Here is a 13,820-nt window from a genome sequence, read left to right as displayed (position 1 = left end):
CGTCTCTAGCCAATCTATTCCGCGACGTGGTCCAGAACCATGGGCGGCAGACGCCGAAGGCGGAGTGAGGCCCTGACGTCATCCAAACGGGCGAAGCGAACCAGCATCGGCTGGGCCATGCATAGCGCTCGAAGCCCAATGACAACTTCAGCCCACCCGGCGCACTGCCGAGGCGGGTTTCCTTGTTGCGCTGCAGCACTAAAATTGTTTGCGGCGCCCGTCTCAACAGCTGGCGCCATCAGAGCCTCGGGCACCGAGGTGACACCTTTGTCCGAGGCTGAAAGCCCGCCCGATCCAGCATCGTGGCGGGCTTTCCTCTACCGGTATTTGCGGTATGGTCCCTGCGATTTTCGACTCCCCCTAGAGTTCGAAATCATAACCTTCGCCCGCCCGGTTCGCCGGCGCGGGCTTTTTGTATGGGTCCCGCAAGCCGAGCTACGGCCGCTTCCTCTGCGCGGTTGGATTGGGCGTAGAGCTCGTATCAGGCCCAACGGCCGGGCTGATGCTCGTCACGTATGACCAAGTGCCTCCGATGGCTACGATCCCGGCGAAGAGGGCTGCGAAGATGCCGATGAGTGCGAAGCGGTTCATATTAGAGAGAAGGCGGCAGCTCAGAGACTGATCCCGTGGCGAGGGCAGCCGGTCCTTCTGCCGCGTGCCCGACCGGCAGCGACGATGAAGGCGAGGGCGGCGAGGGCTGTGCGCATGGGAGCAAGGCCACACTACCAGCACGCTGTCAGTTGCTCTCAAGTTTCTCGTTCAAATATATCTCACGAAAAAGTCGATCATTCGTCCGACAAAATTTGATGCCGAGTCGCTAAGAGATCTCATTTGATCCAAGTCGAATTCTCGTATCTGGAGGATAAGGGGATGGCCTTTTTCTAAATATACATGCTCATTTCGATGAGATTTTGTGTCTTATTGTATTTTGGCATTATCCAACTGTGAGCCATGAAATGACGCGTTTCTTAAAAAGCAAAAATTTCGTCGATTAGACCATTGATGCGGCTTTCATATTTCTGGATGGCTACGACAGATCTTGATATTTCTCGAACGACGGCTAGCTTGCTTTCGAGGCGATATGGAAACCTAAAATCGTCCACCTGATACAGCCCAAGTGTGTGGCATTTGACCGAAAAATCTCCAAGCAGAAACCCTGCATGAGAGTAGTGTGATATTATTCGACCGCGCAAGAAAAAATCTTCATCGATTATCGCCTTCTGTAAGTCGGTAGCTTCGCGGTCGGCCAAGATCGACCCTCGTTAATGCCGTCATCATGGCAGACTTCACCTTGCTCGGCGCCACCGGCGGATTTACACGTAGCACCGATATTGCTGGCTTCGAGTCTGTTTCTCCCAAAGGAAGCGTTCATTTCCGGTACCGTATCCTCAATTGCCGGCAGGTAAAACATTAGATTACCTGAGGCTATTCATCCTGCCCACGAATTTTGTTTCGCAATGCATGACATCATGCTTACACTGCTAAAATCAGGTGTCGAACAAAAATCCTTTTACACTGCAATAAATTTCGAGAATGAAGTTGAGCGTGCATCATTCGAAGCCTCTGATGACATATTTGCATGGCTTCAAAAACAAGACAGGGGCGAAAATCTAGAAAATATACTAGCGTCCAACGTTTTTTCAGCGGCTTTATCTGATGCGTTGAGTTTGATTTATGAGGCGCTTGAGGCTTCTCGCAAAGGTAAGATGGCGGTTTCCTTCATTTTGCTGAGGAAGTCTCTTCAGGGAACACTCTACTTATTCGAGATGATGCTAATTGACCGATCAGATTTTGCGACAAAGTTAGCGTCTAATTCAGCGCAGCTAACTCTCAGAGCCGTCACGGGACGTGATACGCACGTGGAGAGATTAGGCCGAGCGTGTGACCTGATGGGTTGCGCCGAGATATTTAATCCAAAGTATCTTGCTGATCTTAGCCCGCGCATGCGATTGGGCGACTGCCCATTGGGCGGGCATACTTCCTCGGTGCGAGGCTGAGGACTGAGACGACGACAAACTTGATGCCGAGATGGAGCTGTACGGTGAGGTCTGGGATCGCGCGTTAGCAGAGCCGTCGGTGACTCATGCCGACCTGAATGCCAAGGCTCGTCTCTGCCTTCAGGACTACCTGTCTCACACATTCCCATTCAAGGATCCGGCGCAGAATAGGGCACCGGACGGCCTTGAGAGCATGGTGATCACGGTCCTGCGGGAGGTGATCAAGCTATGCGCGTGATCTACACCTTCCTCGCGGTCCGGATGCTCCGGCTCGCCCGCTTCGATCTCGCCCGATCAGACATGCTGTACCGGGACGGTGATGCAGCGTTCGCTCGGTCCCGGGATCGGGTGCGGCGAGCTGAGGCTCTAACCGCTCGGGCGGACCTGCCATCGCTGGCCTCGATGCGGTGAAGCAGACCGATGCTCCAATTGCAAAAGAAAGGCCCGGCTGCGGTGTCATCCGCGGCCGAGCCTTGGGCGATGTCGCTGGCAGCGACCGCTCGGCTGCTATCGGCGGTGGTGCTGGTTCCGATGCATCATGCGACGCATACGGCGGATCGGGTGCCAGCGAGCGTCTACGATGCTGTCATGGACGCCGGCGACGGCCACTGCCGGAGCCGGGCTGAGAGGGGCCGCCGAGGCAGGGGGCGCGAGAGCGGCGGCGCCGAGCGTGGCGAGCAGGGCCGCGGTGATCATCGAAGTGCGCAAGGAATGTCTCCTCTCGTACCGCCACTGGGAACGGTGGCATCTCACGGAGCCGCGGAAGGTGCAGGTCATCCCACGGTCAAGCTAGGAAGCTCGGGGGCTTGTCGATGGTTCCCAGAGGCGCGACCAGGAAATGATCGGGCTTGATTACGCCCCTCACAAACGCTGCTCGCGCATCGCGTGCGGGCGGACCTGCCGTCGCTGGCCTCGATGCGGTGAGGGGGTGGTGTTTTACGACCCCCTTGGCCGGTGCAGGCGCCAAGTTGGCATCTGCACGGGCGGCCACGACGAACGCATCTCTGTGTCGGTTCAAGTGGCCAACTTGGCCACTTGGTCGGCCGAGGAGTCGCCAAGTTGGGGAGGGCTAAGTTGAGCTTAGGGGGTAGCAATTCGCGACCCCCTGGCATCCACGCCCGCCCCTTGCAGCTTGGGGCGAGCCTGAGACGGGCGTGAAAGGCCGACGTACCGCCCCCTCAAGGCGTGCCGACGCCGCCACCTTATGCTGAAGCTTGCTGGACGGAAACCGTTCTGCCCGGCCAGCTAGCCATCACAGCATCCACGCCCGCCCTTCGAGCAGTCGGGGGAGGAAAGCTTGTCGGGGCGGGCGGGGAGATCGGAGACCAATCCGACCTCAAACTGAATGCAAAATGCATGCACAGCCTAACGAACGCCACTAGCGCATAACGTGCGGGCGGACCTGCGGACGCTGGCCTCGATGCGGTGAGGATGTGGTGTTTTACCACCCCCGTAGCCGGTGCAGGCGCCAAGTTGGCATCTGCACGGTCGGCCACGACGAACGCAGATCTGCGTCGGTCCAAGTGGCAAACTCTGTCACTTGGCCTGCTGAGGAGTCGCCAAGTTGGCGAAAGCTATGGGAGCTTAGGGGGGGGAGCAGTTCGCGACCCCCTCCCGACGCCCACGCCCGCTGACCTATCGCTATCGGGGGAGGAAAACGATCACCGCGGGCGTGGAGGTCGAGTGTGAGGTCGACCCTCCCGCGCTACCGCTGCACGGCAAAGCTTGTCTCTCACCTATGTGGAAGTTTTCGCGAACGCCGTCGGCGCACTGCCAACGTCAACTGCAACCACGCCCGCCCCATCTGTGGGTTGAGGGGCACTTCGGGGCGGACGGGGAAGGTCGGCGCATCTCACTGCCAACCTACATTCCGCGAATACCGGGACGACCGTTCCGGTCAACTCACATTCCTAACGAACGCCGCTCGCGCATCCCGTGCGAGGGGCTTGTAGGTATCATTGTAAGCAAGGTTAGGATGGAAACCGCTAACTCGTTGCAAAATAACGGTTTGTGCGGGTCAGATGGCGGAGGGAGCGGGATTCGAACCCGCGATACGGTTTCCCGTATACACACTTTCCAGGCGTGCGCCTTCAACCACTCGGCCACCCCTCCGGCCGCGGACACGGCGCCCGGGCGCAAGGCGCCGGGCGCGACCAGGGCCGCGCGGTGGGGTGCTGTTAGCCGGGTGCGCCGCCGGGCGCAAGGCGGCGGGGCCCGGGCGGGACGAAAACCGTCCCGCCCGGGCGTTTTACGCTTCGGGGTCGAGGTGGAAGTGCACGCTCTCCACGTTGGCGCGCTCGTAGGCCTGCATCACGTGCTGGTAGGAGCGCTCCATCTCGGTGGCGTCGTCGCCCGGTGTGTCCTCCGGCTTGAGCACGAACATTAGCAGCGAGCGCCCGGTCACGTCGTAGCCGGTGCCGAATTTGAAGCTCTCAACGTCCTGGCTGTCAGGCAGGTTGGTGTCGAGCAGCCGGGTCCAGGCGATGCCGTTAGGCGATTCGGGCAGGGTGAACGTCACCAGGTCGTGGTGGGCGTTGAACATGATCAGCAGCGTCGCGTCGCCGCCGCGGCGGTGCAGGCCGGTGGCCTGGGCGCGGCCGTCGAGCTGGACTGCGAAGGCCTTCGCTCCCCCCTCGGACCAGTTCTCGCTGGCCATCTCGCCCCCGTCCGGGCGCAGCCAGGTGACGTCCTTGACCCCGAATTCCTCGTCGTACTGGCCGGTAAGGAAGCGTCCGCGGCTGAGGATCGGCAGGGCGTTGCGCAGGATGATCAGGCGCTGGGTGAACTCGGCCAGGTCCCGCTGCTCGTCGCCGATCGCCCCCCAGTCGAGCCAGGAGACCTCGTTGTCCTGGCAATAGGCGTTGTTGTTGCCGCCCTGGGTGCGGGCGAACTCGTCGCCGGCCAGCAGCATCGGCGTGCCGCGGGACAGGAATAGGGTCGCCAGCATGTTGCGCATCTGACGCAGGCGCACCGCCTGGATCTCCGGGTCGTCGGTCGGGCCCTCGACCCCGTAATTGTACGAGAGGTTGTGCGAGTGGCCGTCGCGGTTGCCCTCGCCGTTCGCCTCGTTGTGCTTCTCGTTGTAGGCGACCGTGTCGTGCAGGGTGAAGCCGTCATGGGCGGTGAGGAAGTTCACCGAGGCCCAGGGCTTGCGGCCGCGCTTGTTGAACTTGTCGGCCGAGCCAGAGACCCGGGCGGCGAGGTCCGGGAGCAGGCCGGGATCGCCCCGCCAATAGGCGCGCACGTCGTCGCGGAACCGGTCGTTCCACTCGGCCCAGCCGGGCGGGAAGCCGCCGACCTGATAGCCGCCGGGGCCGCAATCCCACGGCTCGGCGATCAGCTTGACGCCGTTGAGCACCGGGTCCTGCCGGCAGGTGTCGAGGAAGCCGCCGCCCTCGTCGAAGCCGTAGGGCTCGCGGCCGAGGATCGTGGCGAGGTCGAACCGGAAACCGTCGACCTTCATCTCGGTCGCCCAGTAGCGCAAGCTATCGGTCACCAGCTGCAGCACCCGCGGATGCGACAGGTTGAAGGTGTTCCCAGTGCCGGTGTCGTTGATGTAGTAGCGCGGCTCGCCCGGCATCAGCCGATAGTAGGAGGCGTTATCGACGCCCTTGAACGACAGGGTCGGGCCCTTCTCGTTGCCCTCGGCGGTATGGTTGTAGACCACATCGAGGATGACCTCGAGGCCAGCGCCGTGGAAGCGCGAGACCATCTCCTTGAACTCGGAGAAGGCGAAGTCCGGCACCGCCGCGTAGCGCCGGGCGGGCGTGAAGAACGAGATCGTGTTGTAGCCCCAGTAATTCACCAGGTTCTTCTGCTGCAGGTAATCGTCCTGCACGAAGGAATGCACCGGCAGCAGCTCCACCGAGGTGACGCCGAGGCTCTTGATGTAGTCGAGCACGTCCGGGGTGCCCAGCCCGGCATAGGTGCCGCGCAGCTTCTCCGGCACCCGCGGGTCGAGCTTGGTCATGCCCTTTACGTGGGCCTCGTAAAAGATCGTCTTCTCCCACGGCACGTTGGGCTTGCGGTGCCGGCCCCAGGTGAAGGCTGGGTCGATCACCCGCGAGCGGCGGTTGTACGGCGCGCTGTCGCGGTCGTCGAAGGTCAGGTCGTCGCCCGATTCCATCTTGTAGCCGAACAAGGCCGGGTTCCAGGTGATCGAGCCGACGAGACCTTTGGCGTAGGGGTCGATCAGCAGCTTGTTGTGGTTGAACCGGTGGCCGGCCTTCGGCTCGTAGGGGCCGTGGACCCGGTAGCCGTAGATCGTGCCGGGGCGGGCATCCGGCAGGTAGCCGTGCCAGATCTCGTCGGTGTATTCGGGGAGCTCGATCCGCTCGATCTCCTGCTCGCCCTGGTCGTCGAACAGGCAGAGCTCGACCTTGGTGGCGTGGGCCGAGAACAGGGCGAAGTTGACGCCCAGCCCGTCCCAGGTGGCGCCGAGCGGATAGGGTTGGCCTTCCTGGATGCGCGTGCGGGTCGCGCGGGACGAGCTTGTCGAACGGATCGGGTCGGCCATGGGAGCTCCGGTGCTGGCAGCCCGGAACGCCGGCCGGCGCACCGCAGGGCGCCTCGGCCGGTGATCCGGACTGCAACGCAAACGTCCCGGGCACAGCGAAGCTCCCGTCGGCGCGGGCGAATTTTTGCGGTGCGATTTCGGGGCCGGCGGGGCTCGCCTCAGTTCGCGTTCGGGGCCGGCGCGGTGAAGCTGCGATCGAGCACCCGGCTCACGTCGAGCCGCTTGCCCAGTATGCCGTAGCGCGTGGCGCGATCGGACGCCGCCTGGGTCTCCTGCACCACGCCGTCGTCGATCCCAATCGGGCTGGATCGCTGGGCGCCGTAGGCCGCGCGCAGCACGTCCTCGGGCATCCGGGTCAGCGCGGCGGTGCTCCTGGCGTAGGTGTCGAGATGGTCGAGGGACCACAGCCGGGCCTTGTTCAGGCGCTCCAGCAGGTCCTGCACAGCGGCGCGCTTGGTGGCGATGGCGCTGTCGGAGGCGACGATGAAGGTGATGGTCGGCGTCAGGCCCTCGCCGTCGGCGATCACCCGGGCCTTGTCCTTCAGGGTCGCGAAGGAGACGTAGGGCTCCCACACCGCCCAGGCATCCACCGAGCCGGCGACCAGGGCAACCTTGGCGTCCACGGGATTGAGGGCTGCGAAGGTGGCGTCCTCCAGCTTGATCCCGGCCTTCTCCAGGGTCGCGTCGATCAGGAACTGGCCCCAGCCGCCGCGGGTGCCGGCCAGGCGCTTGGCCCTGAGGTCGGCGGCCGAGCGGATCGGCGAATCCTGGCGTACCAGGATCGCCTGGCTCCGCGGGTCCGACTTGGTGCCGCCGATCGCCTTGATCGGGGCACCGGCCGCGTAGGCGGTGAGCAGCGACAGGTCGCCGGTATAGCCGACATCGAGGGCGCCGGCATTGAGCGCCTCCAGGATCGGCGCGGCGGCGGGAAATTCCGACCAGGCGATGGTGTAGGGCAGGTCCTTTCCGAAGCCGGAGATCTCGAGCAGCGAGCGGTTGCCGCCCTTCTGATCGCCGACCCGCAGCACCACCGGCTCGGCCGCGCGCGACGGGACGGCGGACAGCGCGAGGGCGGCGGCGAGCCCGGCGGCCGCGCGCCGGCGGGTGAGGCGGGGAGCAGGGAAGCGGAGGGGCATGGGGCCTGTCGTGTGGCTCGGCGTCGCGTGCGCGAGCGGTCCAGCGGAGCGGCAAAGTCTAAGGAAGCCCCTGCCGCGGACAAGGAAACGGTGATCCGTATTGCGGGCGCTTCGGGTGATGGTGTTTTGCGCGCTCGGCCCCTGCGAGAAGATCGGTATCGTCGGGGTGGGACAGGCGCATCGAGAGAAGACCTGTTCCTACCAAGAGATCGGGAGTTCGCCGGCCGCTCTCTCACTCTCCTTGTCATCCCGGGGCCGCGCAGCGGAGCCCGGGATCCAGAACCACTGGATGGCTCCAGGTCTTGCGTCGGCGGCGGATCTGGATTCCGGGCTCGCCTGCGGCGCCCCGGAATGACAGGGTGGTTTATCGTGTCGCCGTTGTGCGATTGATCCCACCGGCCTTCGGCGCCCTAACCCCCGAAAACATCCGCGAGATACGCCCGCACGAAGCCCGGCATCCGGACCGCCTCGGGGCCGTCCGCGGCCCGCACCAGGTGGATCCCGGCAAGCTCCGGCTCGGCCTCGCGGCGGTGATGGGCCGCGATGCGCGCGCACAGAGCCTCCGCCGGCTCTGGGAAGAGCACCGGGCGCAGGAAGGCCAACTGCCCCGCCCCGGCCAGCATCACCCACGCCGTCGCGGCGCCCTCCGGCAGGGTGAGGCCGGTCTCCTCGGCGAGCTCCCGGGCGGCGCTGCCGGCGAGGTCGACCGCGTCGCCGCGCACGTCGTCGAGGTCCGGGGTGCCGCAGGGGAAGTAGAGCTGGCCGGCATTGGCCGTGTGGGCGCCCATCTCGCCGAGCAGCACGGCGCCGTCGGCGCTCCAGGGCACGATCGCCGCGAAGGCGTTGACCACGCCGCCCTCCGTCCGCCCCCAATCCCAGTAGGCGATGAAGCTGGAATAGCGTGCCGGAAACAGGTCGACCCGGGCGATCCCGGCCTCGACCGCGCAGGCGCAGCCCAGCAGCACGGTGCCGTCGAACATCCCGGGGCTGCGGGCGAGCCGCGCCCGCCAATGGTCGGCGATGGCCGCCGCGTTGTCCCGGGGAAACGGCCAGTCGTAATCCACGCGCCGGGCCGTGACGCCGGCGAGCCGGCTGATCCGGAAGCCCTCAGACACGTAAACGTCCGTCCGACACGATGACGGCCGCGCCGCCAATCTCCACCGAGCGCAGGGCGCCGGATTCGACGGTAAGCTGGAGCGCGATATCGCTCGGCCGGCCCATGGCCTCGCCCTGGCGGATCACCACGTCGTGGGTGCCCTCCCCCAGGGTCTCGAACTGCATCAGCACCCCCGCGAAGGCGGCGGCCGCCGAGCCGGTGGCCGGATCCTCCCGGAGGCCGAGATGGGGCGCGAACATCCGCACCCGCCAGCTCTGGCCGGTGGCCTCGGGATCGGGGGCATAGAGGTAGAGCCCGTCCGCGGCCTCGGGCCCCTGGGCGGGTTTGGCGGCGTCCAGCGCCGCCACCGTGGCGATGGGCACGCAGGTGAAGCTCGGGCCGACCCCGTGGCGGCTCGGGACGTGCCGGCCAGTGCCGATATCGCCGGGCTCCAGCCCGAGGAGCGGCGCCAGCACCGCCGGATCCGGCCCCTCGCCCAGGAATTCCGGCAGGGCCGGCAGCTTGAACCGCGCCCGCCCGCCGCTCCCGTCGGAGAAAGGCTCGACCACGCAGGGCACGATCCCGATCCGCTCCTCCAGGCCGAAGGCCCGGGCATCCCCCTGCGCCGGCCCCTCCAAAGCCAGCAGCACGGCCGCGCCCACGGTGGGATGGCCGGCGAAGGGCAGCTCGTGCAGGGGCGTGAAGATCCGCAGCCGCGCCCGGTGGCGGGCCTCGCTCGGCGGTAGCACGAACACCGTCTCGGACAGGTTGAACTCCCCGGCGATGGCCTGCATCGCCGCCGTGTCGAGCCCCTCCGAGTCGAGCACCACCGCCAGCGGGTTGCCGGCGAGTGCCTGCTCGGTGAACACGTCGAGGGTGACGAAGCGGCGCGCCATCGTGTCGGTCCTCCAGGCGGCGCCCGCAACCGGCTGGCGGCGGTGCGCTTTGCTAGGCTGTGCGGCCGCCCGATGCGATCCGGGCGGCGCGGTCCGGAAGCCTAGCCGAGTGCGGTGCCGCTTCCCAGACGGTCCAGCCGGGAGGGCGCCATGTCTGAGACGGAGCACAGCTACGCGGTCACGGTGACCTGGACCGGCAACCGGGGCACCGGCACCCGGACCTATCGCGGCTACGACCGCGCCTTCGCGGCGGAGGTCCCGGGCAAGCCCCCGATCCCGGGCTCCTCGGACCCGGCCTTCCGGGGCGACCCGGCCCGCTGGAACCCGGAGGACCTGCTGGTCGCCTCGCTCAGCGCTTGCCACAAGCTCTGGTATCTCGGCCTCTGCGCCCAGGCCGGGATCGTGGTGACGGCCTACACGGACACGGCCGAGGGCCGCATGACCGAGGAGGCCGACGGCGCCGGCCAGTTCACCGCCGTCACCCTGCGCCCCCGCGTGACGATCACCGCGGACGCTGACGCCGCCGAGGCCCTGGCGCTCCACCACCGGGCGCACGCCCTATGCTTCATCGCCCGCTCGGTGAATTTCACCGTGACGCACGAGCCGACGATCGTGCGGGCGGGGGAATGAGGGGGCGTCGCCGGCGTCCCGCGCGGGCGAGCAGGCTCACCCGTCGTCTGTTGAGGCGCGGGTCCCCTCTCCCGTGCGGGAGAGGGACAGGGTGAGGGATGCGCCGTATCCGGAAGGACCTCGTCCCTCACCCCAGCCCTCTCCCGCACGGGAGAGGGAGTCCGCACCTCGCCCGGCGGCCCAAGGGCCCTGCCCTGCGCGACGCCCCCCAACCCAATCCCCTCACACCGCCTCCACCACAAAAACCTCGCTCGGATTCACATACTCCTCCTGCGCGGCCACGGTGAGGATCTCCCGGGCGCCGGCTTCGGCGGTGCGCTTCAGGAGGCCGTAGACCGAGGCGGCGGCGGCGCCGAGCGCCGCTTCGGCCGAGCCGGTGCGGGCGTAGTGGACCAGGAACAGGGCCGCGATGCAGTCGCCCGCCCCGTTCACCGCGATGGCGAGCCGCGGGGTGCGGACCCGGAACACCCGGCCCCCCGCCCCGGCCAGCAGGTCGAGGCTGTCGGAAGGCGTGTCCGCGCAGAGCGCCGAGGTGACCAGCACCACCCGGGGCCCCCGGGCCTGGAGCGCCGCGATCGCCGCCCCGGCCTCGGCCAGGGTGCGGCTCGGCAGGCCGGTGAGCAGGCCGAGCTCGAACTGGTTGGGGGTGAGGATGTCGGCCGCCGGCACGGCGCGCTCGCGCAAAAAGGCCTCGATCCCCGGCCGCACGTAGACGCCCTCCGCGACGTCGCCGATCACCGGGTCGCAGCAATAGAGCGCCTGCGGGTTGGCCGCCCGCACGGAATCCACCGCCTCCAGGATCGCGGACCCGATCTCGGCCGAGCCCATATAGCCCGAGAGCACCGCGTCGCAGGCGGGAAACACCCCGCGCTCGCCGATGCCCCGCACCACGTCGCGGATCATCGCGGCCTCGAAGACCGGGCCGCGCCACGCCCCGTAGCCGGTGTGGTTGGAGAACTGCACCGTGTGGACCGGCCAGACCTCGACTCCGAGCCGCTGCATCGGGAACACCGCCGAGGCGTTGCCGACATGGCCGTAGGCGACGTGGGACTGGATCGACAGGACGTTCAACGCGGGTGATTCCCGGTTCCGTGGGAGAGCCGTTGCTGTCGGCGATCCGGGGCGCGGGCGCAAGCGCGGGTGGGGGCAGACCGGGGACGGTGGGGCCCTGAGCCGGCGGCCGGCATCGGGTTTCAGCCCAGCCCTTCCACGTGTTTGGCGCAGCGATTGCGGCGAGACGGGACGCACGCTCCTCCCCCTTGCGGGGAGGCGTTGGAGGTGGGGGGCAGATGGCACCGGGACGCTCGATCCTGCACCACCCCCACCCCTGACCCCTCCCCGCAAGGGGGGAGGGGAAAGCGCACAGGGTTCAAAGCGTTGGCGTCAAACGGATCCGTGTGAATTCGCCGGATGAAACGTCCGGATCGCGCCCCGATCCAAACACCCTGAACGGGCTGGGTTTCAGCCCCAAGGCCGATAGGCGGCCCGGAACGCGGCCCCGGCCTGCGGGGCGCTGCGGACGGATCAGGGCGCGCGGCAGCTCATCGCCACCGTGGCCTGGGTGACGCTCAGCGCCCGGCGCCGCGTCTCCAGCGAGGCATCCGGCGCGTCCGAGACGGCCCCGGCCTCCCGCCGCAGGGTCGCGTCGCAGGCGCAGGAACTGTAGCCGGCGGCGTCGTAGCAGGCGTCGTGGTGCATGCAGGCGGCGTCGAGGGCGTCGACCGGGGGCAGGCCTGCGCCGCGCTGGCCCTTGCCGCAGTAATTGCCGTGGAACAGGTCCTGCCCGGCCGCGACCTTGCCGAGATCGCCCTTGGGCGGCGCCGGCGCCTCCGCCTGCCCGCTCGGGTTGAGGTCGTTGGCCGGACCGCCCGCCTTGGAGCCGGAGGACCGCAGCGTCTTGGGGATGCCGGAGCGCTCGCCGGGCTCGTTGAGGGCCTCGCCCGCCCGCCCGTTCGGATCGGACAGGTCCGGCAGGGGCGGCGGCGGCCCCGGGCGGGGCGCGTCCGCCTCCAGGGTCGTATACGCCTCCCCGGCGACGGCCTGCGCCCGGACATGCTGCGGGACGGCCAGGAGCGACAGCCCGAGGAGGACGAGAAGGGTGGGTCTCACGGCAAGCTCCCGAATGCGGAGCCAGCAATGCGACGCGCGACGGTTCCGTTCCGAAGTTGGTCTGCGCAGCGGGGACGGGGTCGGGGGGCGTGCTGCGCGGTTGCGGTTGAGTCTTGAGAGCCTAGCCGGGTGAAGTTTACCCGCGTTGTGTTGGCGAAGGGGGCAACCACGGCAGGGCGGACGCTAACTTCGCCGCGTTCCACCAGCGTTGTCGGATGCTTCACGACCGGTCAGAGCGCCAGCGCCACAGATGCCTCACGCTGCGCGCGCAGCCCTCGGCGACCCGTTCAACGGGACTTGCTCCCTCCTAGCCCGAAGCACCAAAAAGCTCGGTTAGGTTGAAAATTGTGACAAATGAAGTCATCTCTGTACGGCCGTCAACTGATAGCCGCGTGCCATAGCAACTTTCTTCAACGATTTTTTCCGGGGTATCTGCCGATGACGTAGATACCGATGGCGCATTCAACATCTCGATCATCAATGATCTCTCACTGTTTATCGATCCGTTTTTATTATTTCACAGTGAGAAAGAAGATTATCAGCGGCTTCATGAGAATATTATACGTTATGTTATATTCCTGCGGGATGAAGTGGCGGCGGGAAGGGTCGATGAAGGTTTAATAAAGGCACGGTTTCGTTTTCCAGAGTTCAAGCAAAATTGGCTCGGGTTCTCAATGATTGTAAACAATAGCGCTGGTCTCGGGCGGTATTTCGCTAAGGCATTGAGTAATAATATTCACACTGGTTTTTGCTGATTTTGGAACTGAGCGCATCTCAAGAAGCATTCATCTTGAGAAAATTTGCCTCATAAGCAGCGGTGCAGTTAGGAACAATTCATTGATTTTACGATGAGCCTGATTTTGGATTATATCTGCCGATACACACAAGATTTTTATCAGAATTATATAGACCCTAAGAGTCCGTCCGAGGAGTCAGGGTGATCGGGCGAGGCGTCCGACGAGGATCATGACGGCTGCGGCGTAGAGGAAGGCTCTGGCGGAGGCGAGGGTCGCTTCCGCATCTTCCAGAGGCGCCGGTTGCGGCTGATCCAGCCGAAGAACCGTTCGACGACCCACCGGCGTGGATGGACAGCGAAGCCGACCTGATCCGGAGGCTTGCGCACGATCTCGACGGCAATGATCCTCGCGCTCGCTGGCTTGTCGCCAGCATAGCCGGCGGCGGCGAAGGCCTTGGTGATGAACGGGAAGCTTCGGCGTGACAGGCGCAGGACCGGAATGGCTCCGTCCCGGTCTTGCACGTCGGCAGGCTGCGGATCGAGGACGAGCGCACGCCCGTCCGTGTCGACCAGCGCTTGGCGTTTGCGGCCTTTGACCTTCTTACCGGCGTCGTAGCCGCGTGGCCTGCCGCTCTCCATGGTTTTGACGGTCTGGCTGTCGAGCACGGCGGCGGACGGCGAGGCTTCGCGTCCGACACGCTCGC

Annotated in this window: 11 protein-coding genes, 1 tRNA gene and 1 pseudogene; 3 read left to right on the top strand and 10 right to left on the bottom strand. The window is 65.9% G+C overall.

Annotated features, from left to right (window positions below; genetic code table 11):
- Positions 1–968: 968 nt before the first annotated feature.
- The gene (locus tag LGR69_RS27585; protein WP_210160728.1) at positions 969–1,250 is read right to left on the bottom strand and encodes a hypothetical protein; all 282 of its coding nucleotides are present in this window, start codon (positions 1,248–1,250) and stop codon (positions 969–971) included.
- Between the two features lie 207 nt (positions 1,251–1,457).
- Here LGR69_RS27585 and LGR69_RS27580 point away from each other — a divergent pair, with 207 nt between their 5' ends.
- Entirely contained in the window at positions 1,458–1,997 is a 540-nt protein-coding gene (locus LGR69_RS27580; protein ID WP_128754911.1) for a hypothetical protein, read from the top strand.
- Between the two features lie 31 nt (positions 1,998–2,028).
- Positions 2,029–2,235: a hypothetical protein gene (locus LGR69_RS27575; RefSeq protein ID WP_007558397.1), complete on the top strand. Its 207-nt coding sequence runs from the start codon at positions 2,029–2,031 to the stop codon at positions 2,233–2,235.
- A gap of 1,784 nt (positions 2,236–4,019) precedes the next feature.
- On the opposite strand, the gene LGR69_RS27570 is transcribed toward LGR69_RS27575, so the two are convergent.
- From LGR69_RS27570 to LGR69_RS27550, 5 genes are all read right to left on the bottom strand, one after another.
- Positions 4,020–4,109, bottom strand: a tRNA-Ser gene (locus LGR69_RS27570).
- A gap of 136 nt (positions 4,110–4,245) precedes the next feature.
- Positions 4,246–6,513: a glycogen debranching protein GlgX gene (gene glgX, locus LGR69_RS27565; RefSeq protein ID WP_007558403.1), complete on the bottom strand. Its 2,268-nt coding sequence runs from the start codon at positions 6,511–6,513 to the stop codon at positions 4,246–4,248.
- A 158-nt stretch (positions 6,514–6,671) separates the two neighbouring features.
- The gene (locus tag LGR69_RS27560; protein ID WP_230368037.1) at positions 6,672–7,649 is read right to left on the bottom strand and encodes an ABC transporter substrate-binding protein; all 978 of its coding nucleotides are present in this window, start codon (positions 7,647–7,649) and stop codon (positions 6,672–6,674) included.
- Positions 7,650–8,059: 410 nt separating this feature from the next.
- Positions 8,060–8,764 carry an NUDIX hydrolase gene (locus LGR69_RS27555; protein WP_230368036.1) on the bottom strand — a complete coding sequence of 235 codons (705 nt, stop codon included), beginning with the start codon at positions 8,762–8,764 and terminating at the stop codon, positions 8,060–8,062.
- Entirely contained in the window at positions 8,757–9,641 is an 885-nt protein-coding gene (locus tag LGR69_RS27550) for a PhzF family phenazine biosynthesis protein (RefSeq protein WP_007558408.1), read from the bottom strand. Before LGR69_RS27550 ends, LGR69_RS27555 begins: the two co-directional genes overlap by 8 nt.
- 150 nt (positions 9,642–9,791) lie before the next feature.
- Between LGR69_RS27550 and LGR69_RS27545 the strand changes: the two genes are divergently transcribed.
- Entirely contained in the window at positions 9,792–10,271 is a 480-nt protein-coding gene (locus LGR69_RS27545; protein ID WP_007558411.1) for an OsmC family protein, read from the top strand.
- A gap of 222 nt (positions 10,272–10,493) precedes the next feature.
- Here the strand turns inward: LGR69_RS27545 and pdxY are convergent, their stop codons facing one another.
- The 4 genes and pseudogenes from pdxY to LGR69_RS27525 all read right to left on the bottom strand — a co-directional run.
- Complete coding sequence (gene pdxY, locus LGR69_RS27540) at positions 10,494–11,342, bottom strand: pyridoxal kinase PdxY (protein WP_007558413.1); 849 nt, start codon at positions 11,340–11,342, stop codon at positions 10,494–10,496.
- Positions 11,343–11,795: 453 nt separating this feature from the next.
- Positions 11,796–12,380: a hypothetical protein gene (locus LGR69_RS27535; RefSeq protein WP_007568378.1), complete on the bottom strand. Its 585-nt coding sequence runs from the start codon at positions 12,378–12,380 to the stop codon at positions 11,796–11,798.
- Between the two features lie 307 nt (positions 12,381–12,687).
- Positions 12,688–12,858, bottom strand: coding sequence for a hypothetical protein (locus LGR69_RS27530; protein ID WP_230368035.1), 171 nt, complete (start codon positions 12,856–12,858; stop codon positions 12,688–12,690).
- Positions 12,859–13,312: 454 nt separating this feature from the next.
- Positions 13,313–13,820: pseudogene (locus LGR69_RS27525) on the bottom strand (transposase); the annotation flags it as partial.

This window comes from Methylobacterium brachiatum (assembly GCF_020523825.1).
Classification (GTDB): Bacteria; Pseudomonadota; Alphaproteobacteria; order Rhizobiales; family Beijerinckiaceae; genus Methylobacterium; species Methylobacterium brachiatum.
Note: the sequence above shows the minus strand (reverse complement) of the source record. Positions and strands in the feature narration are given on the sequence as shown.